Annotated in this window: 20 protein-coding genes; 10 read left to right on the top strand and 10 right to left on the bottom strand. The window is 42.4% G+C overall.

Annotated features, from left to right (window positions below):
* Window positions 1-64 precede the first annotated feature (64 nt).
* The 3 genes from dctP to VQ643_RS02545 are packed head-to-tail and all read left to right on the top strand — an operon-like array spanning window position 65 to window position 2,845.
* Window positions 65-1,084, top strand: a complete 1,020-nt coding sequence (gene dctP, locus VQ643_RS02555; protein WP_414197702.1) for a TRAP transporter substrate-binding protein DctP — start codon at window positions 65-67, stop codon at window positions 1,082-1,084.
* Window positions 1,074-1,583 (top strand): TRAP transporter small permease, encoded by a 510-nt coding sequence (locus VQ643_RS02550; protein WP_414197701.1) that lies wholly within the window; start codon window positions 1,074-1,076, stop codon window positions 1,581-1,583. The genes dctP and VQ643_RS02550 overlap by 11 nt, the downstream gene beginning before the upstream one ends.
* A complete protein-coding gene (locus tag VQ643_RS02545; protein WP_414197700.1) occupies window positions 1,580-2,845 on the top strand; it encodes a TRAP transporter large permease in 1,266 nt (421 codons plus the stop codon). The genes VQ643_RS02550 and VQ643_RS02545 overlap by 4 nt, the downstream gene beginning before the upstream one ends.
* Before the next feature lie 49 nt (window positions 2,846-2,894).
* Here VQ643_RS02545 and VQ643_RS02540 read toward each other — a convergent pair whose 3' ends face one another.
* The 4 genes from VQ643_RS02540 to VQ643_RS02525 all read right to left on the bottom strand — a co-directional run bounded on the left by VQ643_RS02540 (window position 2,895) and on the right by VQ643_RS02525 (window position 6,561).
* Complete coding sequence (locus tag VQ643_RS02540) at window positions 2,895-3,698, bottom strand: putative hydro-lyase (protein WP_414197699.1); 804 nt, start codon at window positions 3,696-3,698, stop codon at window positions 2,895-2,897.
* 152 nt (window positions 3,699-3,850) lie between these two features.
* Complete coding sequence (locus VQ643_RS02535; protein ID WP_414197698.1) at window positions 3,851-4,441, bottom strand: phosphatase PAP2 family protein; 591 nt, start codon at window positions 4,439-4,441, stop codon at window positions 3,851-3,853.
* Between the two features lie 132 nt (window positions 4,442-4,573).
* Complete coding sequence (locus VQ643_RS02530) at window positions 4,574-5,902, bottom strand: ATP-binding protein (protein WP_414197697.1); 1,329 nt, start codon at window positions 5,900-5,902, stop codon at window positions 4,574-4,576.
* On the bottom strand, window positions 5,899-6,561 hold the full coding sequence (locus tag VQ643_RS02525) for a response regulator (protein ID WP_414197696.1): 663 nt from the start codon (window positions 6,559-6,561) through the stop codon (window positions 5,899-5,901). Before VQ643_RS02525 ends, VQ643_RS02530 begins: the two co-directional genes overlap by 4 nt.
* A 153-nt stretch (window positions 6,562-6,714) precedes the next feature.
* On the opposite strand from VQ643_RS02525, the gene dsbD reads away from it, so the two are divergent.
* From dsbD to dsbG, 3 genes are read left to right on the top strand one after another with little or no spacing between them, the layout of a single operon-like run.
* Window positions 6,715-8,427 (top strand): protein-disulfide reductase DsbD, encoded by a 1,713-nt coding sequence (gene dsbD, locus VQ643_RS02520; RefSeq protein ID WP_414197695.1) that lies wholly within the window; start codon window positions 6,715-6,717, stop codon window positions 8,425-8,427.
* Between the two features lie 9 nt (window positions 8,428-8,436).
* A complete protein-coding gene (locus tag VQ643_RS02515) occupies window positions 8,437-9,264 on the top strand; it encodes a prolipoprotein diacylglyceryl transferase family protein (RefSeq protein WP_414197694.1) in 828 nt (275 codons plus the stop codon).
* Window positions 9,261-10,022 carry a thiol:disulfide interchange protein DsbG gene (dsbG, locus tag VQ643_RS02510; protein WP_414197693.1) on the top strand — a complete coding sequence of 254 codons (762 nt, stop codon included), beginning with the start codon at window positions 9,261-9,263 and terminating at the stop codon, window positions 10,020-10,022. Before VQ643_RS02515 ends, dsbG begins: the two co-directional genes overlap by 4 nt.
* A 27-nt stretch (window positions 10,023-10,049) precedes the next feature.
* On the opposite strand, the gene trpA is transcribed toward dsbG, so the two are convergent.
* Both trpA and trpB read right to left on the bottom strand, forming a co-directional pair.
* A complete protein-coding gene (trpA, locus tag VQ643_RS02505; RefSeq protein WP_414197692.1) occupies window positions 10,050-10,856 on the bottom strand; it encodes a tryptophan synthase subunit alpha in 807 nt (268 codons plus the stop codon).
* Complete coding sequence (gene trpB / locus VQ643_RS02500) at window positions 10,853-12,064, bottom strand: tryptophan synthase subunit beta (RefSeq protein ID WP_414197691.1); 1,212 nt, start codon at window positions 12,062-12,064, stop codon at window positions 10,853-10,855. The genes trpA and trpB overlap by 4 nt, the downstream gene beginning before the upstream one ends.
* A gap of 103 nt (window positions 12,065-12,167) precedes the next feature.
* Here trpB and VQ643_RS02495 point away from each other — a divergent pair, with 103 nt between their 5' ends.
* The 3 genes from VQ643_RS02495 (at window position 12,168) to VQ643_RS02485 (ending at window position 16,978) form a co-directional block, all read left to right on the top strand.
* A complete protein-coding gene (locus tag VQ643_RS02495; RefSeq protein ID WP_414197690.1) occupies window positions 12,168-13,073 on the top strand; it encodes a LysR family transcriptional regulator in 906 nt (301 codons plus the stop codon).
* A 183-nt stretch (window positions 13,074-13,256) separates the two neighbouring features.
* On the top strand, window positions 13,257-15,059 hold the full coding sequence (locus VQ643_RS02490; protein ID WP_414197689.1) for an acyl-CoA dehydrogenase C-terminal domain-containing protein: 1,803 nt from the start codon (window positions 13,257-13,259) through the stop codon (window positions 15,057-15,059).
* Between the two features lie 143 nt (window positions 15,060-15,202).
* Entirely contained in the window at window positions 15,203-16,978 is a 1,776-nt protein-coding gene (locus tag VQ643_RS02485) for an acyl-CoA dehydrogenase C-terminal domain-containing protein (protein WP_414197688.1), read from the top strand.
* 873 nt (window positions 16,979-17,851) lie between these two features.
* On the opposite strand, the gene msrA is transcribed toward VQ643_RS02485, so the two are convergent.
* Entirely contained in the window at window positions 17,852-18,484 is a 633-nt protein-coding gene (msrA, locus tag VQ643_RS02480; protein ID WP_414197687.1) for a peptide-methionine (S)-S-oxide reductase MsrA, read from the bottom strand.
* Window positions 18,485-18,599: 115 nt separating this feature from the next.
* Between msrA and hemE the strand changes: the two genes are divergently transcribed.
* Complete coding sequence (hemE, locus tag VQ643_RS02475; protein ID WP_414197686.1) at window positions 18,600-19,664, top strand: uroporphyrinogen decarboxylase; 1,065 nt, start codon at window positions 18,600-18,602, stop codon at window positions 19,662-19,664.
* 50 nt (window positions 19,665-19,714) lie between these two features.
* Here hemE and VQ643_RS02470 read toward each other — a convergent pair whose 3' ends face one another.
* Genes VQ643_RS02470 through VQ643_RS02460 form a run of 3 tightly spaced genes read right to left on the bottom strand, consistent with a single transcriptional unit; the run spans window position 19,715 to window position 21,799 of the window.
* Window positions 19,715-20,149, bottom strand: coding sequence for an excinuclease (locus tag VQ643_RS02470; protein WP_414197685.1), 435 nt, complete (start codon window positions 20,147-20,149; stop codon window positions 19,715-19,717).
* Window positions 20,150-20,195: 46 nt separating this feature from the next.
* Complete coding sequence (locus VQ643_RS02465) at window positions 20,196-20,576, bottom strand: hypothetical protein (RefSeq protein WP_414197684.1); 381 nt, start codon at window positions 20,574-20,576, stop codon at window positions 20,196-20,198.
* Window positions 20,573-21,799, bottom strand: coding sequence for a beta-ketoacyl-ACP synthase (locus VQ643_RS02460; protein ID WP_414197849.1), 1,227 nt, complete (start codon window positions 21,797-21,799; stop codon window positions 20,573-20,575). Before VQ643_RS02460 ends, VQ643_RS02465 begins: the two co-directional genes overlap by 4 nt.
* Between the last annotated feature and the right edge of the window lie 8 nt (window positions 21,800-21,807).

The following is a 21,807-nucleotide window of genomic DNA, read 5'->3' as shown; positions in this document are numbered from 1 at the left end:
AAGGTTTAATCTAATAAGTAGGAAAATTGAGCAATCATTAATAAAACAATACAAAGGTACCGCAATGTCTTCAATAAAGTCATTGTTAATTGCTAGTTTAATTGTCTTTTCAGGATCTTGTTTTGCTGCAATTACTGAATTTCGCCTAGCTTCTCAATTACCTGATAAACATGCTCTAGGTGAAAACTTACATCTCTTTGCTAACGAAGTAGAGCGCCTTAGTCATGGGCAAATGAAAATAAAAATTTACCCGGCTTCGCAGCTTTATAGCGATAAAGAAATGCCTAAGGCCATTGCCGTTGGAGCTGTAGATATGGGGATTATTTCGCTAACACAATTTGCAGGGACCATTCCTGCCGTTGATCTTTTTTATCTACCCTTTCTGTTTGATAACCAAGATGCCGTACTCGCAGCTATTGCTCCTCAAAGCCCAGTGCGCATACCTTTAGATGAAGCTATGCGTAAAACAGGCACCCGCGTTATGTGGTGGCAACCCTATGGCAGTACTGTAATTATGTCGCACACAGCTATTCGTACACCAAAAGACTTAGCGGGTAAAAAGGTGCGCGTTTTTGGTAAAACAGTTGGTGAGTTTATTACTGCCGTTGGGGCAGGGCCGACTTTATTGTCTGGTGCAGAGCAATACCTTGCCTATCAAAGAGGCACTGTTGACGCAGGCTTAAGCGGCATTTTAGCTATTAAATCACGTAAGCTTTATCAACTAATGCCATCCATTACCTTAACTCGCCATGCTGACGTTGAGTTTGTCTCATTGATTAATGAGCAGCGCTGGAATGACTTAAGCACGGAACAACAAAGTATCCTAACCCAAGCCGCGCGTATCGCAGAAAACCAACTTCGCCATGATATTCCACGATTAGAACGCGAAGCCGAGGAATTTGTTGCAGCTCAGCCCAATACAACAGTTATTGAGTTGAGCAAAGAAGAACGTGATAGCTGGCGGGTTGCATCAGCTCCCGTACGTCAACAATTTCTGCAACGCACAGGCAAGCTAGGAGAGCAACTACTCACCGCTGTTGATAAAGTCAATCAACAAATTAGGGAACAACAAGATGCAAACTAATAAACAACCCAACAACAGCATGAATAACATCAGTCAGTTTGCAGGCGGTATTGGCGCAACTTTATTTGTGTTAGTTGCTTTCGCTATTGTCTACGAAGTTATCTCTCGTTATCTACTAGGCTCACCCTCTATTTGGGTAGAAGAGCTTTCCTTACTTGCACAAGTATGGGCGACCTATTTGGGCGCATCCTTCGTTCTTAAAGAAGGTGCGTTATTAAAAATTGAACTCGTAGCTGAACGGTTTGGCTACTTTGGGAAACTTATTAGTGCTTGGACTGGGTTACTCGTTATCGCTTTAGTCAGTGCCATTGTGGTTATTTTAAGCATTGAGTCTTTATTGGAAAGTTTAACTCATAGCCGCGCATCTGCCAGTTTATTGGTTCTGCCAAGCTGGGTAGTTGAGCTATCGCTACCTGTTGGTTTCTCATTATTATTTTTACAGTCTTTAGTTGAAATTTACATTTTAGCTACGCAAGGTATTAAGGATCAGCAAGCATGACGACTGCATTAATTATTTTACTGTGCTTGTGGATTTTGCTGTTAATCGGCGTTCCTATTGCATTTTGTTTTGTACTGGTTGCTATTGTCATGCTATGGCAATTAGGCATCCCATTAGCGGCTGTGCCAATTAACCTTATTAGTGGGGTTGATAGCTTTATTTTGCTCTCTGTTCCCTTATTCTTATTAATGTCGAATATTCTATTGCGCGGTGGTGTCGGGAAAGATTTATTTTCTGCAATGCAAAGCTGGGTAGGGCACTGGAAAGGCGGTTTAGGCATTGCCACTATTTTATCCTGCGCACTCTTTTCTGCTATTTGCGGTTCCTCTGTGGCAACTTCCGCAACCATTGGCAATGTAGCTATTGGTGAAATGACTTCTCGTGGTTATCAGCGTCGTTTTGTTTTTGGCTTATTGGCAGCAGGCGGAACCTTAGGCATATTAATTCCACCCTCCATTCCATTAATTATTTATAGCTCCATTACTGAAGACTCCATTGTCGATCTTTTCTTAGCGGGCTTAATACCTGGTTTATTATTAACAGGGTTATTTATTGCTTACTGTTTTATTCATGCATTATTTGACAAAAATGCAGTAAGCCTTAAGAAAGCCAGCCGTCAAGAACGCCTAGTAAGTAGCTTTCGTGCGTTACCCTCTGTGCTCTTGGCGCTATTAATTATTAGCGGTATTTATACAGGTGCATTCACCCCAACAGAAGCGGCGGGCGTAGGAACCATTGCAGCATTAATTATAGTGCTGTGCATGAAACGTTTAAGCTGGGCAGATTTCAAACTGGCCTGCATGGATAGCTTACGCACTACAGTTACGCTGTTTTTGATTATTGTAGGAGCAAAGCTATTTAGCCATGCGGTGGCGCTTTATGATATTCCTCAAGAAATTACAGCAACTATTGTTGAGGTATTCTCTAGCCCAACAGGTTTCTTAATTGTCGTAGGCATCATTGTTTTAATTATGGGATTGTTCTTAGAGTCTGTTTCTCTACTCATGTTGATGATCCCCATTCTGTTACCCGCTTTAAATGCCATGGGAATTGACCGCATTTGGTTTGGCATTTTATTCGCCATCTTAATTGAGTTTGCTTTAATTACCCCGCCTGTTGGCATGAATCTGTTTGTCATTCAAGCCGTAGGTAAAGGCTCTTTAGCAGAAGTCTCTAAAGGCGTTATTCCGTTCTTTTTTGTAATGCTACTGGCCTTAATTTTGGTGTACTTATTTCCTGTTATTGCAGTTGGCATTTTATAAATTCAAAAGGCGCTGTAAAAAGCGCCTTTTGTTTCACGTGAAACACTGCTTATAAATCAATAATATCTTTATCTTCAAGATCCATAATAGCCATCATTCCTGGGCAATGGCTGATACAAAATGGCAGTTTACTCGTTAATACCGCCACTTGTGGTGTTACGCCACACGCCCAAAAAACAGGTAGATCACCCTCTTGGATAACTGGCGCGTCACCAAAGTCCGGCTGCTCAATATGGTTTATGCCAAGAAATTCAGGATTACCTATATGTACAGGACTGCCATGCGTTTTGCTATAGCGCGCTGTAATTCTGACAGCATCAGCTACTTGATGCGCAGGAATGGAGCGCATTGATACCACCATTTTACCTCGCATACCCTCAGCTTCTGCGCAATCAATATTGGAGATATACATAGGCACATTACGCTGAGCATCAATATGGCGAATAGCAATACCCTGTTGCTGCAAAGCAGTTTCAAAACTAAATGAACAGCCGAAGAGAAAACTTACTAAATCTTCTCGCCAATAACGGCTAACATCTGCTACTAAATCTTGAGTTAACTTTCCATCTTGATAAATACGATAGGCTGGCAGGTCAGTGCGGATATCACCTTGAAACAATGCACTGCTAGTTGCTCCCGTATCAAATACATCAAGAAGCGGACAGGCAATAGGATTACGCGTTGCAAAAAGCAGAACTTTCCACGCGTCTTCTTTAGGTACAATGATTAAATTGGCTTGAATCCAGCCTTGCGCCATGCCTGATGTAGGGCCAAGATAGCCCTCTCTACAAGCGGCTCTAACTTGAGCTGGGGTTGCACTTTGTAGCTGCGGCATCAAATTGTGCGGGTTCATAACTATCTCAGGCAAAGGTAAAGCCTAAGCGTATCTAGTTAAAGACTAGGTTATATAGTCAACCAAGGTTGTAATTTACCAATAAAACGCTAGCAACTTAGCAGGAAATGTTTCACGTGAAACCTTATGAAGGCAACACGCGAAACAATACTTTAAATAATGAATCCGTAAATCTGGAAGGCTAACCAGCCAAGCAATGCACCAAATGGAAGGTCAATCAAATAATGCTGCTTAGTAAAGATACAAGATAAGGCAATCAAAACAGGGAATAAAATAACGCCATAACCGAGAGTAGGGAAGGCAAAAAGTGCTGTCAACGTAGCTACAGAAACGTGCATCGATGGAAAACAATTTGATGGCGCATCAAATTTTTGAACAAAAAGTAAAAACCGTTCTGAGAGATTTTTTCCCGTAACCTGAGTACGCCAATGATCAGGCGCAGCAACTGGATACAAAAAGAAACAGGTCATCTGCATTACCAATAAACAAATAAAGGTAAAGGCAATCATCAAAAATTGGCGAGCATCAGTTACAACCCAGTTGAGATACAAAATCGCAGGATAATAAAGAAAACTATAAATCCAAGCCCATGAGGACCAGAAAGGGATTTTTTCATCCAACTTTGAATGGTATTTTTTTACTTCTTTTATCGGGTGGCGTTGGGTAAAAAAGTAAAATTGATAAACCCCTACAATCAAAATGACGCTCAATATAAGCTGTACTACATAATCCATCGCGTGCATGTGTTTACATCCTTAAGTAAATAAGCATGCTCACTGTGCCTTAACTTTGTAAAAACTCAAATTATTTTTACTAAATTTGGACTCTATTTAACCTAAAGCAAGATTTCCACGGCCCTCGAGCTAATACTCGGCTTAACTTATTTTAATAATTAAATGCGCTGTTAAGCCTTGTTGTTTATTTCTTTCTAAAGCTAATTGCGCATCATGATGTTCGCAAATAGCACGCACAATAGCTAATCCTAAACCACAGCCTTGTTGTTCTTGGCTGTTGCGCCAAAAACGCTGTTGCATTTGTTCAATAGTAGAATCATCAATACCTTTACCTATATCAGCCACAGAGAACACCACAGAGTTTTCCTGTTGTTCAAGTGAAAGCAGTACCTTGGTATTTTCTTGGCTATAGCGTAGCGCATTTTCTAGTAAGTTTCGTAAAGCAATGACAGCTAATGTTTCTGGTATTTGAATGTTAACGGGCCGCTCTATTTGATTATCAATACTAATTCGAGCATATCCTTGAGTACCGACTAAAGCCGCCATAGCTTGCCGAACAATTTGCTCTGGCGTACTGTTTTCTACTTCGGCTAAATAATCTTGACGATTTTCTACCCGCGCTAGCAGCAATAATTGCTCGATCATGCGCTGCATCCGTTCAACACCTTGCTCCGCTTTTTCCAATGCCGTATTCGCAGTTTCGCCTTGGGTCATTTGAGCAATTTGCAGGTGTGTTTTTATGGCAGTTAATGGCGTGCGTAACTCATGTGCTGCATCATCAGTAAAACGCCGCTCACGATCAAGCACCACTCCAATACGTGTCAACAAATGGTTTAAGGAAACAACAAAAGGGCGTAGCTCGGCTGGCACAGAACGTACTTTAATTTCTGACATATCATCGGCTTTTCGGTTTGTCAGCATTTGCCCTAAGCGACGTAATGGATACAAACCTTGCCCAATTCCCAACCAAATAAGCACCAAACTGCCAATAAGGGCTAACAGAACGGGAAATGCCCCAGCAAATACAATCGCATTTTCTAAGGTTTCCCGTTCCGTCATCTCATCTGCTGTGGTGATAATTAACGAGCCTTGTTGTACTGAAAAGGTACGCCAGCGGCCATCAGGCAAGCTAACTTCATGAAAGCCTAATAACTGATTAGTATTGAGTGCATCATTGGGTGAGCGCGAAGTTTGTACTATCACTTCACCACGCACAGAGCGCACCTGACACGCTAAGCCAATGGGTACACCAAGATTTTCAGAGGGAAAAGGAAAGCTTTGATTATTAAATAATGTAGGCGGTAACTGAGATACTAAACCAGCCACCATTTGTGCTGAGGATTCTAATCGATCATCTAAGGCTGAGGATATTTCACGACGTAAATCACCCTGCAACCAAAGCGCCGACAAACTCCATAAGGCAATGAAAGTTCCACCAAGAATCAGCAACAAACGGCGGCGTAAACTCATGGTTTATTACCCAATCTAAATCCTAAGCCACGTACAGTTTCAATAATGCTGTTTCCTAATTTTCTGCGCAGATTGTGAATATGTACGTTTACAGCGTTACTTTCCACACCATCACTGAAACCGTATAACGAGTCCTGTAACTGCTCAGCGCTTAAAATATGCCCTGGATTTTGCATGAGCGACACCAATAACGCTTGCTCACGCCGTGAAAGCTTGACTGTTTCGCCCTGCAATTTTACTTCACAACTGGCAGGATCATAGGTTAAAGCACCATACTCCATTATATTTACAGCGCGACCGCTCATGCGTCGTTGTAAAGTATGCAAACGAGCAGCCAACTCGCGTAAATCAAAAGGTTTTAACAGGTAATCATCCGCTCCTGCTTGTAAACCAGAAACACGCTGATTTACTGAATCGCGCGCGCTTAAAATCAGTACAGGTAAGCTTTCACCTTGCTGGCGTAAACGATTTAACAGGCTTAAGCCATCTTCATCAGGCAGCCCTAAATCTAAGATCATGGCATCAAAGCTAGCTACAGAAAGTGCTTGCGCACCTGCCGCTGCGGTTTTTACGTGATCTACAGTAAAGCCTTGAACTGACAGTCCTGTCATAATGCCGTCAGCAATTAATGAATCATCCTCTATCAGTAGCACATGCATAGACAAAGCCTCATTTGCGTAATTCTGTCGATTATGATTGTAGACTGTTAACTGCTGATTAAATGACTACTTTGATCACTAACAGGTTATCTTAATAAACCGTTAACTTCCCATGGTGATCATGCAAAAACGTTGAATTTTTATAGGTGCACAATGCCTCGGTTTTTTCTTGCATTCTTACTACTGTGGGTTTATAGCGCGCAAGCTTCTTTGCCAATGCTTGAACAACATGATTTCTTGCCTGTGGAAGAAGCATTTAAGTTTGAATTTGACCCTAAAAACGCACAGCAAATAAAGTGGGATATTGCGCCTGGTTACTATTTATATAGCCATCGCACGGGTATTCGCGATGAGCAAGGTAACCTTATTCCCTTAAATATGCCTGAAGGGATCCCTTATAGCGATGAATTTTTTGGTGATAGCACTATTTATCGCTATAACCTCAATCTAAACTTACCTGAACAACTGCCTGAAAACTACACTATTGTTTGGCAAGGCTGCTCAGAAAAAGGACTGTGTTACCCGCCACAAGCGTTTGATGTCGATAGCACTACATCATCCGCGAATAATTTAGCAGAAGATCAATCTATCGCTGAGCGTTTAGCTAACTCCAGCTTATTTGTAAATGTCCTATTCTTGTTTGGCATGGGCTTATTACTGGCCTTTACCCCTTGCACCTTGCCAATGATTCCTATCCTCACCAGCGTTATTGGTGGCAATAAGCTTGGAGGCTGGAGCGGGGCGCGTTATGGCTTAGCTTTTGTTTTACCTATGGCTATTATCTATGCTGGCTTAGGTGTTCTAGCAGCATCACTCGGTAAAAGCTTACAAGCCATGTTGCAACAAACTTGGCTTCTGGTTCCTTTCGCTACGCTCTTTATTATTCTAGCTATTGCTCAATTTGGCATTTTTCGCTTGGAGTTACCGGCCTTTATTCGTGACCGATTATCCGCCTTAGACAGCAAACAAACGGGCGGCAAATATATTGGCGCTATGGTGATGGGGGCATTATCTGCCGTTTTAGTTGGCCCTTGTATGACAGCGCCATTAGCCGGCGTTCTACTCTATATTGCACAAACAGGTAATGCCACAACAGGCGCTCTAGCGCTCTTTGCGCTGGGCATTGGCATAGGCACGCCGTTATTATTGGCCATTAGCTTTGGTACTCGCTGGCTGCCTAAACCTGGCGACTGGATGGAAACTGTTAACCATGTATTTGGTTTTGCACTGCTTGCTGCAGCTATTTTTGTTCTGCGTGCCATTCTTGATGAGAATATCGTACTGGGCTTATGGGCTGTCTGGTTGTTAGGTGTTGCTGTATTTTTTGCTAAAAATAACCTCTCAGGCCGTAAAAAAACTCTCTTTCAATACCTAGGCGTATTATTGGGTATGTGGAGTGCCATTATGTTACTCGGCTTTGCGGCAGGTGGTGTCGATCCTCTCAAACCTTTAGCACAATGGCAGACGGCTAGCAGCTCTCCATCAAGCACCACCAGCACCTTGAATAAAGATCATAAAATTACGTCTGTAAGTGAGCTTAAACGCCAGCTAGAACAAGCACGTAATAACAAGCAATGGGCATTAATCGACTTCTACGCTGACTGGTGCGTATCATGCAAAATTATGGAGCGCGATGTATTTGGCAATCCACAAGTAATCAACGCACTACAAGATGTTGTTATCATAACCTTTGATGTAACCGATGGCACAGATGAGCAAAATGCCTATATGAAAGAAGTGGGCGTATTCGCACCTCCATCTATCTTGTTTTTCGCCCCAGACGGTAATGAGAAGCGAGCAGGGCGGATTACTGGCGAAGTCAATGCGCAACAGTTTTTAACCCACCTAAAACAAATTCAACAATAGGGCTAGGCAGTGCTAACTATTAATCTGGGTCCCATTGCATTACCTGTTAACTTGGCGCTGCTGTATTTAGGTTTCTTTTGCGCTTGGTTAGTGGGCTGCTGGTTAGGCTACAAAGAAAAAAAGAATCCAGAACCTGCGCTATTTAACATTCTCATCTTAGGTGCTTTAGGCGCACGTGTGGCTTTTGTTGTAGAGTACTTTGAACATTACAACGTAGATATTTGGAAAGTCATTGATATCCGTGATGGCGGCTTTTCTCTGCCTTTCGGTATCATAACTGGATTGTTGGTCACAGCTTATTATCTTTGGCACAAAACTAATATCCGCCGCCCACTGTCTATTGCCCTTACAGTGGGGATAGCTATCTGGGCGGGTGGTATGGCTCTTGTAAATGCCTTTGAAAACAGCCAGCAGTTACCCGATATCGCCCTTAGGGATTTGCAAGGTAAACCGCTAAACTTGCAAGACCTAAAAGGTAAACCTTTAGTTGTTAATTTGTGGGCTACTTGGTGTCCCCCTTGTCGACGAGAAATGCCAGTGTTAGAGAAAGCACAAAAAATGCACCGAGACATTACCTTTGTTTATTTAAATCAAGGTGAAGGGCAACAGGAAGTACAGTTATTTTTGCAACAACAAGGCTTAACATTAGAAAATATTTTTTTCGATGGTAATGCTCGCGCTGGGCAACATGTTGGCTCTAGATCATTACCTACAACACTATTTTATTCAAAGGATGGACAGCTTAAGCACAGCCATTTAGGAGAATTATCGGCTGGTAGTTTGGCTCACGCATTATCCTTTATACAACCATCTTTAAAACATGAGGACATTCAATGAAACACCAATTACTTGTCTCTGCTCTAGCCATGGCGCTAGCACTTCCAAGTTTTGCTAACACAAAAGATCACCCAGCGCCGATTAAAGCTATGCAAGAACGCGGTGTTGAAATTCTAGATACCTTTGATGCGCCAAGTGGCCTAAAAGGCTACACTGGTATTTATCAAGGCCGTCCTTTAGCGCTCTATGTTACTTCTGATGGCAAGCACGCATTAATTGGTAGCTTACTGAATGACAAAGCAGAAGATTTGACAGGCCCTATTCTTCAAGAAAAAGTATCTCGCCCGCAAGGCGAAGCCTTCTGGAAAGAATTAGAAACCACAAACTGGATTAAAGAAGGCTCTGACAAAGCAGACAAAATTGTTTATGTCTTTACAGATCCTAACTGCCCCTATTGCAAACGCTTCTGGAATAGCGCTCAACCATGGGTTACTGCTGGAAAAGTACAGCTTCGCCATGTTGTCGTTGGTATTTTAAGCGAAAGCAGCCAGAAAAAAGCAGGCTATATTTTAACTGCAAAAGATAAAACACAAGCTTTAACTGGCAACGAAAGTGGTAAACAGCCAGCTAAAGAAACAGCGTTAACGGATGAAATGAAACAGCTACTGCAAACGAATATGAACATGATGCAAAAAATGGGCGCCAATGGCACCCCAGCCATTTTCTACAAGGATTCAACGGGCATGTTGCAAATGCAACCTGGTATGCCTAATCCAGAAATGCTCGTGCAAATGTTTGGTGAGTTACCTAAAAAGTAATTTCTCTCTAAGCTCTACATCAAGCGCTTAACGCGCTTGATGTACCGCATCTGCCAGCTCTTGGCACAACTGCAACACCTCTGTTACAGCCTGCTTACTGGACTCGGCTTGCCCAATCTTATTAACAAGCGCTGAACCTACCACCACACCATCAGCTCGTTTTGCAACTTCTGCTGCATGCTCAGGCGTTCGAATACCAAAACCTATGCATACTGGTAACTCTGTATGCCGACGTAAGCGCGTAACCGCTTCTTCAACTTGCGCCATAGTCGCCGAGCCAGCGCCTGTTACACCAGCTACAGATACGTAATAGACAAAACCTGAACTGTTATTAAGTACTACAGGTAAGCGCTTGTCATCTGTTGTCGGCGTCGTTAAACGAATAAAATCTAAGCCTGCTTGTTGAGCTGGATCGCAGAAGTCATCATTATGCTCAGGCGGTAGATCCACCACAATCATGCCATCTACACCAGCCTGTAAAGCATCTTGAATAAAACGAGCGGTGCCATAACACTCGATGGGATTAAAGTAGCCCATTAAAACAACTGGGGTATGCTGATTTTCTTGACGAAATTCAGCCACCATTTGCAAAGTCTTAGCCAGGGTTTGACCATTATTTAATGCCCTAATATTAGCCAACTGAATCGCAGCACCATCTGCCATAGGGTCAGTAAAAGGCATACCTAGCTCAATAACGTCTGCTCCTGACTTGGCTAAGCCTTTTAAAATAGCTAATGAACTCGAATAATCAGGATCACCCGCTGTAACAAAGGTCACCAAGGCTGCACGATTGGTTTCTTTAAGTGCTGAAAAACAGCTTTGTAAACGACTCATGCTTGCGCCTCCTGTTGTGCAACATAATGCATTACTGTTTGCATATCCTTATCACCACGTCCTGATAAGTTAACCACCATGATATGGTCTTTAGGTAACTGAGGAGCGCGCTTAAACATTTCAGCCAACGCATGAGATGACTCTAGTGCTGGAATAATACCTTCTAAACGGCAACATTGATGAAAGGCAGCTAAGGCTTCATCATCTTTAATTGCGCAATACTCAACCCGCCCAATGTCATTTAACCATGAATGTTCTGGTCCAATACCAGGATAATCTAACCCAGCAGATACAGAATGTGCGTCAATAATTTGTCCATCTTCATTTTGCAATAAATAGGTTCTATTACCATGCAAAACACCTGGTTTTCCACCTTTTAAACTAGCTGCATGCTTACCTGTTTCTATACCTAAACCAGCTGCTTCAACGCCAATAATTTTTACACCTTGATCGTCTAAAAAAGGATGGAATAAGCCCATAGCGTTTGAACCACCACCAATACAGGCAACTAAACTATCGGGCAAACGACCTTCTTGTTCTGCTAATTGAGCACGCACTTCCTTACCAATAACAGCCTGAAAGTCACGAACCATAGCCGGGTAAGGATGAGGGCCTGCTACTGTGCCAATCAAATAAAACGTGCTATCTACATTAGTTACCCAATCACGTAGCGCTTCATTCATCGCATCTTTTAAAGTACCTGTTCCAGCAGTAACTGGAATAACCTCAGCACCCAATAATTTCATACGAAAAACGTTAGCTTGCTGACGATCAATATCTGTACTACCCATATAAATAACGCATTGCAAGCCAAAACGAGCGGCCACTGTAGCTGTAGCTACACCATGCATACCTGCACCTGTTTCGGCAATAATACGTTTTTTACCCATGCGTTTTGCTAATAATATCTGCCCAATGCAGTTATTAATTTTATGCGCGCCTGTATGGTTTAACTCCTCACGTTTTAAGTAAATTTTTGCCCCACCGCAAAACTCAGTTAAGCGCTGCGCATAATAAAGAGGGCTTGGGCGGCCAACATAATCACGCTGAAAATAAGCCAGCTCAGCAATAAACTGCGGATCATTTTTAGCTTTTTCGTATTCACGACCTAAATCTAAAATTAATGGCATAAGTGTTTCAGCCACATACTGGCCACCGAACTTACCAAATAAACCACGTGTATCGGGTCCATTACTAAAGGAGCGCATAAAATTACCTATTAAAAAGCTAAAACTGATTGCTAACCAACTTAAGTCATTTACGCAATAAAAAAAAGCGATAAGATTGCATAAATATGTTAGGAAAACTCACATGAAAAATCCTTATCAGCTCCCCCCATTAAATGCTCTAAAAGCTTTTGAAGTAGCCGCCAGATTAGAGAGCGTAAGCCTTGCAGCTTATGAATTAAATGTAACGCATGGCGCTGTTAGTCGACAGATTAAACAGTTAGAAGAAAGCTTATCTATCCAATTATTTCGTAAGCTAGGCCGTGGTATAAAACTCACAGAAGAAGGGCAGCGCTTATTCACCAGCTGTCATAGTGCTTTTGCTGATATTTCAAAAACTTGCCAAGACTTACAGCACCAACAGCAACAAGCACCTTTTGTGCTCGCCTGCCCAGGTAGCTTACTAGCACGCTGGTTAATCCCACGTTTAGGGCAACTGCAAAAGGATATGCCTAGCCTACAATTGCAATTAGTGACACATGAAGGAGATGACTCTTTCTATAACAGCCATCAAGCCATTGATGCTTATTTGGTTTTTAGCCCTAAAAACTATCCTAAAACAATGCAAGCCTTTGAAATCTGCTCAGAAGAAATAGGGCCAGTAGTGAGCCCTAGCTATATTGCAAAACAACCTTTTTTGCTGCAAAACCCTTATCAATTAGTCGAAGAAAAGCTGCTTTATACAGACTCTAGATTACAGGCTTGGCCGCAATGGGCAGCAGTAACAGGTATTGATTTTCAGCAACTTAAGTTCAGTCAAGGGTTTGCCCATTTATACTATTTATTAGAGGCTGCTGTGGCTGGTTTAGGTATCGCCATCGCCCCTAAACTACTGGTCAACGACGATATTTCTAGGGGTCGTCTACAAGCACCTTGGGGCTTTCAAAAAACTGATAATAGTCTAGTTCTGCTCACTCCTACTCAAACAAAAGATGAAAGATCGATACAGTTCGCAATATGGTTAAGGCAAAGCATTGACAATAAAAACTAAAACAGCAACTCACACTATCCTTTAGCCTGCTGTAAAGCGATTACTCTTGACAAGGCGCAGGACTGATCGTAACTTTTCAAACGATCGTTTCATAAGTTTGTTTGAATTTAAAAATCATTAACGCATGCGGCCGCGCTTTCTAGGTCGCCACCAATTAGAGACATTCTGTAGAGGATTACTACTATGCCTGATTACAAGGCGCCCTTGCGCGATATTCGTTTCGTTCGTGAAGAATTATTAGGTTTTCAAGCCCATTACGAGCAACTTGGCTACGAAGAAGCCACTCCCGATATGGTTGATGCCATTCTTGAAGAAGGCGCAAAGTTTTGCGAACAAGTCATTGCTCCGCTAAACCGTGTTGGCGATATGGAAGGCTGTAAGTGGTCAGCTGAAGGTGTTACAACACCAACAGGCTTTAAAGAAGCCTATAACCAATATGTAGAAGGCGGCTGGCCAAGCATGACTCACGAACCACAATACGGTGGTCAGGGTCTACCTTCCTCATTGGGTATGTCTATTAGTGAAATGGTTGGCCAAGCTAACTGGTCATGGGGCATGTATCCTGGTCTATCACACGGTGCTATGAATACTATCTATGTGCATGGTGATGAGCAGCAAAAACAAACCTATCTCACTAAGCTGATCTCAGGTGAGTGGACAGGCACTATGTGCTTAACTGAGCCGCACTGTGGTACAGACTTAGGTTTATTACGTACCAAAGCTGAACCACAAGCAGATGGTTCTTATAAAGTTACTGGCACTAAAATCTTTATTTCAGCAGGCGAGCACGATATGGCAGGTAACATTGTACATATCGTATTAGCCCGTCTACCTGATGCCCCCAAAGGCACTAAAGGTATTTCACTCTTTATCGTTCCTAAATTCTTACCTAATGCTGATGGCAGTGTTGGTGAGCGCAATGGCGTTAACTGCGGCTCGCTGGAACATAAAATGGGCATCCATGGCAACGCAACCTGCGTAATGAACTTTGACGGCGCCACAGGCTATTTAATTGGTGAGCCGAACAAAGGGCTAAATGCCATGTTCGTATTTATGAACACCGCACGCTTAGGCACAGCATTACAAGGTTTAGCTCACTCAGAAGTAGCTTTCCAAGGCGCTATTGCTTATGCCAAAGAACGCTTACAAATGCGTGCGCTAACAGGACCTAAAGAACCAGAAAAACCAGCAGACCCAATTATCGTGCATCCTGATGTACGCCGCATGCTATTAACTATCAAAGCCTTTACAGAAGGCAACCGTGCACTGCTTTACTACGCATCACAACAAGCTGACATCATGATTGCGGGTAAAACCGAAGAAGAGCGTGCAGCGGCTGATGTAATGCTAGGCCTGTTAACACCTATTGCTAAAGCCTTTATGACTGAAACTGGCTTTGAAGCAGCTAACCATGGTGTTCAAGTATTTGGTGGTCATGGTTATATTGCTGAGCATGGCATGGAGCAAAACGTGCGCGACAGCCGTATCTCATGCTTATATGAAGGCACTACTGGTATCCAAGCCTTAGATTTGCTAGGTCGTAAAATTCTTATGACTCAAGGCGAATCGTTAAAAGCATTCACTAAGGTTATTCATAAATTCTGTAAGGCAAACGAAGAAAACGATGCTATCAAAGGCTACGTTGACGAGCTTGTTAAGCTGAACAAAGAATGGGCTGATACCACCATGAAAATTGGTATGGGCGCAATGAAAAACCGTGATGAAGTCGGTGCCGCTGCTGTTGACTACTTAATGTACTCAGGCTATGTATGCCTTGCTTACTTCTGGGCTGATATCGCACGTGTTGCTGCAGAAAAACTCGCTGCTGGCACCAATGAAGAAAGCTTCTATAAAGCTAAGCTACAAACTGCACGCTTCTATTACGATCGTATTCTACCTCGTACACGTGCACATTTAGCGGCCATTACCTCAGGTTCAGACAACCTGATGGAAATGGACGTAGACAACTTTGCATTAAGTTACTAATAAGTCGTTACATAAAGAAACCCGCTATCTAGCGGGTTTCTTTTTATTTAAAACTAAAGTCATAAAAATAGTCATAAAAAAGATTTATAGTATAGTTTTAGTTCTAAATTTTAAGCCCCATTACCGATAAGAAGGACAACAATATGGCTGACTACATTGCCCCATTAAAAGATATGAACTTCCTTTTACATGAAGTTTTTGACATTGCAAAACTATGGCAACAGCTTCCTGCATTAGCTGATGTCGTTGATGCACAAACTGCAAGTGCTATTTTAGAAGAAGCAGGCAAAGTAACAGCTGGAACTATTGCACCTTTAAATCGTTCAGGAGATGAAGAAGGCTGTCGCTGGACAGAGCAACAAGTATTTACACCAAAAGGTTTTCCCCAAGCATTTAAAACCTACGCTGAAGGCGGTTGGGTAGGTATAGGCGGCGATCCCCAATTTGGTGGTATGGGCATGCCTAAAATAATCAGCGCCCAAGTTGAAGAAATGATGAACTCTGCCAGCTTATCTTTCGGTCTTTACCCAATGCTCACATCGGGTGCTTGCCTTGCAATTCACGCCCATGCCAGCGAAGAATTAAAAAATCGTTATCTGCCGAATATGTACAGCGGCCAATGGGCAGGCTCTATGTGCTTAACCGAACCTCATGCTGGAACAGACCTTGGTTTAATTCGCACCAAAGCTGAACCTCAAGCAGACGGTAGCTACAAAATTACAGGAACTAAAATTTTCATTACAGGTGGTGATCACGATCTAACCGAAAATATTATCCACCTTGTCCTCGCTAAACTGCCTGATGCTCCAGCCGGGTCCAAAGGTATTTCTCTATTTTTAGTACCCAAAAAACTAGTCAACAGTGACGGTTCACTAGGCGAAGCTAATAAGGTTAGTTGCGGTTCGCTTGAGCACAAAATGGGTATTCAAGCCTCAGCCACCTGTGTAATGAACTTTGATAATGCTACAGGCTATATAATTGATGCGCCTAATAAAGGCTTGGCCGCCATGTTCACTATGATGAACTATGAGCGTTTAGGTGTAGGCATCCAGGGATTAGCTGTGGGAGAGCGCTCTTATCAAAGTGCGATTGAATATGCCCGCGAACGTATTCAAAGCCGAGCACCTACAGGCCCAGTTGCTAAAGATAAGGCTGCTGATCCGATTATTGTTCACCCAGATGTCCGTCGCATGCTGCTTACTATGAAAGCATTAAACGAAGGTGGACGCGCTTTTTCTAGCTATGTTGCAATGCAACTTGATATTGCCAAATACAGCCCTGATGAAACAGCTCGCCAACAAGCCGAACAAATGGTGGCACTACTTACTCCTGTAGCAAAAGCATTTTTAACTGATATGGGCTTAGAAACCACTGTTCATGGGCAACAAATATTCGGTGGCCATGGTTTTATTCGTGAATGGGGTCAAGAGCAGCTTGTTCGCGACTGCCGTATTACTCAGATATATGAAGGCACAAACGGCATTCAAGCGCTGGACTTAGTTGGACGAAAAATTGTTGCAAATGGAGGTACTTTCTACCAAAGCTTTATTGAAAGAATCTTATCGTTTATTCAAGCCCACCAGCCCCATCTTGCAGAGTTTACACAACCCCTACAGGCTGCGGTGGATAATCTAACCGATTTAACACAATGGTTATTAGCTCAAGCAAAACAAAACCCTAACGAAATAGGAGCAGCCTCTGTTGAGTATCTACATGTATTTGGTTATACCGCCTATGCTTACATGTGGGCGCGTATGGTAAAAGCGGCACAAGGCAAAGAGCAGGACAGCTTCTACCAAAACAAGATAAATACAGCTCGCTTCTATTTTAACCGACTATTACCGAGAATTTATTCACTCACTTTAACCATTAAAGCAGGCAGTGAAACCTTATATTTATTGGCTGAAGAAGACTTTTAAAGTTTTTTGTAAGTCTTAGCTTACAAAATGTATCGGGATTAGCCACTACCGAAACATAGATCGTATTAGTAATATGGCAGCCATAGGGATTGAGGCAGGAAGCCGAAGCTTGCAAGGATAAGCAAGCTAGTCAGGATGACCAATCGCAAGGATGTTACAAGGAATAAGGATTGAGGCAGGATGCCGAAGCTTGCAAGGATAAGCAAGCTAGTCAGGATGACTAATCGCAAGGATGTTACAAGGAATAAGGATTGAGGCAGGATGCCGAAGCTTGCAAGGATAAGTAAGCTAGTCAGGATGACCAATCGCAAGGATGTTACAAGGAATAAGGATCAGGCAGGAGCCAAAGCTTGCAAGGATAAGCAAGCTACGTCAGGATGACGGATCACAAGGAAGTAAGGATACAGTCTACCAACCCCACTTCGGTGGGGTTTTCTTATTTTAGGCTAGAAAATAAAAAACACTCCTTCACAGACCTAAAATAACAGTAGTCATCCTGAGTCTAGTTATCTGTAGGCATAAAAAAAGCCGCCTCAGATTGAGGCGGCTTAGGACAAGTAAGGAAGCAGTCTACCAACCTTCTTGTTCGGAAGTTTACAATAGCTATATTAAATCGAAAAAACATAAATATTTCAACTTAATAGATGTATCAGAATAAAACTAAATTGATTGACATCTATAAACAAAATGATGTAAGTCAATTTTCTTAAACTACACTTTAATATCAATATTAAAATAATAATCTATAATATTAAGCATAAAAAATCTATATCTAACAATGAGTTAGGAATTTATTTCAACTTTATCCTATATATAATCACAATATCTGATAGATCTATTTAGTTTATCGATAGACTAAACTTTAATACATAATTATAAATGACACCCAGTCCCCTTAAGCCCACAATAACCATTTGGATTCTTAGCTAAGTATTGCTGATGATAATCTTCCGCATAGTAAAACTTAGGTGCCATAGTAATTTCAGTAGTAATCTCTCCATACCCCATTTTGACTAAGGTTTGAGCAAATTGGTTAGCTGTTGATTTAGCCAGAGCCAACTGCTCTGTATTAGCACAATAAATAGTCGAACGATACTGAGTGCCAACATCATTTCCCTGTCGCATGCCCTGTGTTGGGTTATGTGACTGCCAGAAACACGCCAATAGCTGATACACCTCTATTACTTCAGGATCAAATACCACCATGACTACTTCAGTATGGCCTGTGCCTCCAGAACACACTTCTTCATAGACAGGATTTGGCGTTAAACCTCCCGCATACCCCACAGCCGTTACCCAAACACCTGGTAGCTGCCAAAACAATCGCTCAGCTCCCCAAAAACAACCCAATCCAAAATAAATAAGCTGCATTTGCTCAGGAAAAGGAGGCACTAAATTGCGCCCAGTCGCAACATGTGGAGAACTTGGTATGATAGGCTCTTTCCGCCCAAGCAAAGCTTGCTCTGAAGTGGGTAAATGCAGCTCACTAAACTGAGTATTTGACATAGTATTACCTACCGAGAAAAACATTAGTTAAGAGACCAAGGAAGAACTTAAGGTTACTCGTGCGTTTTTGCTTAAGCTTTGCGACAATAAATTACTTTATTTAATGGACGCTGTTATGACTGCTCTGAAAAATGATAGATTTCTTCGCGCCCTACTGAAACAACCAGTAGACGTAACTCCTGTTTGGATGATGCGTCAAGCTGGACGTTACCTTCCAGAATACCGCGCTACTCGTGAACGTGCTGGTAATTTCATGAATTTATGCATGAATCCAGAAATGGCTTGTGAAGTTACTATACAACCACTAGAGCGTTATCCTTTAGATGCTGCCATCTTATTTTCAGACATCTTAACTATACCTGACGCAATGGGTTTAGGTCTGTATTTTGAAACAGGCGAAGGCCCTAAATTTCGCAAAGTAACAGATACAGCACAAGCCATTGAAGCCTTACCTATTCCAGACCCTGACAAAGATTTAGGCTATGTTATGGATGCTGTCCGTACAATTCGTCGGGAATTAAATGGCCGTGTTCCCTTAATTGGATTTTCAGGTAGCCCTTGGACACTGGCAACCTATATGGTGGAAGGCGGTTCCTCAAAAGACTTTCGCAAATGCAAAGCATTAATGTATAACGACCCAAAAGCTATGCATATGTTGTTAGACAAACTAGCTCAATCAGTCACCAGCTACCTAAATGCGCAAATTCTTGCTGGGGCGCAAGCAGTACAGATTTTTGATAGCTGGGGCGGAAGTTTATCTGATGATGCTTATAAACATTTCTCACTAGCCTACATGCAAAAAATTGTAAAAGGCCTGATTCGTGAACATGAAGGTCGACGTGTTCCAGTGATTTTATTCACCAAAGGTGGCGGTTTATGGCTAGAAGACATGGCTGAAACCGGTGTAGAAGCACTTGGCTTAGACTGGACATGCAATATTGGCAAAGCGCGCGCTCGCGTTGGCGATAAAGTAGCCCTTCAAGGCAATATGGATCCAACCGTACTTTATGCAAGCCCAGCTTCCATTCGTGAAGAAGTAGCGCGTATTCTAGCAAGCTACGGCCACGGAACAGGACATATATTCAACCTTGGTCATGGTATTACTCCACAGGTAGACCCAGCGCATGCAGGCGCCTTTATTAATGCGGTGCATGAACTGTCTGCTAAATACCACGCATAAAATTCAGATAAAAATAAAGCCGCAATAGCGGCTTTATTTTTGCTTAACACTTAACGTACCCGCGCAAAGTCACCTTTCAACGCTACTCCTGCCATAACTGCGCCAGCGTGGCATTCATATTTACTAGTGCTTTTGTAAACCACATTTTTGTAGTTACTGTTTAAGTTCACCACCGCATTGGCACCTGCTGCTTTAGCAGCATTTTGCATATAAATTAAAGCTGACTGTAATGCCCAGCTACACGCCTTTTCATCAGACTTACCAAAAGCATTGGTTTTTTTACTGGTTGAAGCACCAACTTGAACAATTTTTGCGCCTGCAGGTTTAGTGCCAAAATAAAATTTCACAGAACCATCTAATTTACCTGCGGCTGTGGCTTCTGCAATTACATCTTTAATCGTGAGGTAATGTGTAGTGTCACGTGCCTGCGCGGCTACAGGAATCAAAAGTGCTGCGCTAAGTGCTAAAACAAGAGCTTTTTTCATAAGAGTCGCCTCCTCGGCGAGAACGTCACAGGTTAAATTGAACCCTTTAGTTAATGTTCAATTTACGATTAAAGTCGATGCGAATAGTCTCTACCCAACGATTGTAGTTACGGTGAATCATGCCATTTCCATACTTCATGTTATGACTATCTTGATAACGAATAGTGAAATCATGGCTTGAGTAATCAATAACAATAGAAGCATCATGCCTATCTTGTTTATTGTGCTTAGCAAAAATTTGAGTATCCGTTATACGTTGCACATCCCAACGTCGTTCAGACAATACTTCTAATAAAGTGTTCTTCACTTGTGTAGAAGTCAGTTGATAACTTGCAGGAATTTGCGCATGTGGTGTGGTTACAGGTGCCATAACCTTACAAGCTGTTAACGTAATTAAAGCGATTACTAAAAAGACGTTCTTAATCATGCTGACCACCGCTTAAAAATAAGGGACGTATTAACCCCGCCAAAGGCAAAGTTATTATTCATGACGTATTGATTGGTTAACCGTTTAGCACTTGTAAAATAGTCTAAATTGCCACAACGGCTATCGACTTCATTCAAGTTCAACGTAGGTATGTACACATCATGATTCATCATTTCAATGCTAAACCATGACTCTAAAGCACCACAGGCACCTAACGTGTGACCTAGATAACTTTTTTGCGAACTAATTGGCATGCCGCTACCAAACACAGCCTCAGTGGCACAGGTTTCAGCAATATCACCTTGTTCAGTGGCAGTACCATGCCCATTAACATAACCAATGGCAGATGGTTCAAGGCCTGCATCCTGTAGCGCCAGCTGCATTGCAATTGCCATGGTAGCTTGCTCAGGTTTGGTCACATGCGCGCCGTCAGCATTACAGCCAAAACCGACAATTTCAGCATAAATGTGTGCACCGCGGGCTAGTGCATGTTCAAGTTCTTCAAGAACTAAAATACCTGCACCTTCACCAATCACTAAACCATCACGCGATACGTCATAAGGACGAGGATTGGTTTGTGGTTCATCATTACGCAAGCTAGTGGCGTAAAGCGCGTCAAACACCATAGCTTCGGTTGGACAAAGTTCTTCAGCACCGCCAGCTAACATCATAGGAATACGCCCAAACTTAATGGCTTCGTAAGCATAACCGATACCTTGGCTACCACTAGTACAGGCACTAGACGTTGGAATTAAACGGCCTTTTAAGCCAAAGAAAATACTGATATTAGCCGCGGTGGTATGCGGCATCATGCGCACATAGGTATTTGCGTTTAATCCCTCAGAAGCATTGTTAATTAACATGCTACCAAACGCTTTCACATCTTGCGTACTACCTGTAGATGAGCCGCAAGCAACACCCATTATACCAGTTGTGATATCTGTAGAGGTCTGCATACCTGCATCTTTTAATGCACGCTCTGCAGCATACACTGACATACGTGACACAGGTCCCATGCTGCGCAGCTGCTTACGCGTCCAATGGCTTGGGACGACAAAATCATCAATAGGCCCACCTAAGCGTGTATTAAGTTCAGTGTACTGATCCCACTCATGCATGTAGCGAATGCCACTGCGTCCTGCCAACATGTTTTCACTAATGGTTTGCCAGCTATCACCTAGTGAGCAAACACCCCCCATGCCTGTTACTACGACTCGTTTCAATCCATTCA

Origin of the sequence: Pseudomonas sp. F1_0610 (genome assembly GCF_047470865.1) — a bacterium.
GTDB lineage: Bacteria > Pseudomonadota > Gammaproteobacteria > Pseudomonadales > Pseudomonadaceae > JAZDRH01.
The sequence above is the reverse complement of the archived record's forward strand: the minus strand, read 5'-3'. Positions and strand labels throughout refer to the sequence as shown.

Bases quoted from the DNA above. Each gene is read 5' to 3' on its own strand.
- VQ643_RS02540 (WP_414197699.1), bottom strand. From the start codon at position 3,698: ATGAACCCGCACAATTTGATGCCGCAGCTACAAAGTGCAACCCCAGCT.
- msrA (WP_414197687.1), bottom strand. From the start codon at position 18,484: ATGTCAAATACTCAGTTTAGTGAGCTGCATTTACCCACTTCAGAGCAA.
- VQ643_RS02535 (WP_414197698.1), bottom strand. From the start codon at position 4,441: ATGCACGCGATGGATTATGTAGTACAGCTTATATTGAGCGTCATTTTG.
- hemE (WP_414197686.1), top strand. From the start codon at position 18,600: ATGACTGCTCTGAAAAATGATAGATTTCTTCGCGCCCTACTGAAACAA.
- VQ643_RS02525 (WP_414197696.1), bottom strand. From the start codon at position 6,561: ATGCATGTGCTACTGATAGAGGATGATTCATTAATTGCTGACGGCATT.
- VQ643_RS02530 (WP_414197697.1), bottom strand. From the start codon at position 5,902: ATGAGTTTACGCCGCCGTTTGTTGCTGATTCTTGGTGGAACTTTCATT.
- VQ643_RS02550 (WP_414197701.1), top strand. From the start codon at position 1,074: ATGCAAACTAATAAACAACCCAACAACAGCATGAATAACATCAGTCAG.
- VQ643_RS02490 (WP_414197689.1), top strand. From the start codon at position 13,257: ATGCCTGATTACAAGGCGCCCTTGCGCGATATTCGTTTCGTTCGTGAA.
- trpA (WP_414197692.1), bottom strand. From the start codon at position 10,856: ATGAGTCGTTTACAAAGCTGTTTTTCAGCACTTAAAGAAACCAATCGT.
- trpB (WP_414197691.1), bottom strand. From the start codon at position 12,064: ATGCGCTCCTTTAGTAATGGACCCGATACACGTGGTTTATTTGGTAAG.
- VQ643_RS02470 (WP_414197685.1), bottom strand. From the start codon at position 20,149: ATGAAAAAAGCTCTTGTTTTAGCACTTAGCGCAGCACTTTTGATTCCT.
- VQ643_RS02545 (WP_414197700.1), top strand. From the start codon at position 1,580: ATGACGACTGCATTAATTATTTTACTGTGCTTGTGGATTTTGCTGTTA.
- dctP (WP_414197702.1), top strand. From the start codon at position 65: ATGTCTTCAATAAAGTCATTGTTAATTGCTAGTTTAATTGTCTTTTCA.
- VQ643_RS02495 (WP_414197690.1), top strand. From the start codon at position 12,168: ATGAAAAATCCTTATCAGCTCCCCCCATTAAATGCTCTAAAAGCTTTT.
- VQ643_RS02465 (WP_414197684.1), bottom strand. From the start codon at position 20,576: ATGATTAAGAACGTCTTTTTAGTAATCGCTTTAATTACGTTAACAGCT.
- dsbD (WP_414197695.1), top strand. From the start codon at position 6,715: ATGCCTCGGTTTTTTCTTGCATTCTTACTACTGTGGGTTTATAGCGCG.
- VQ643_RS02485 (WP_414197688.1), top strand. From the start codon at position 15,203: ATGGCTGACTACATTGCCCCATTAAAAGATATGAACTTCCTTTTACAT.
- dsbG (WP_414197693.1), top strand. From the start codon at position 9,261: ATGAAACACCAATTACTTGTCTCTGCTCTAGCCATGGCGCTAGCACTT.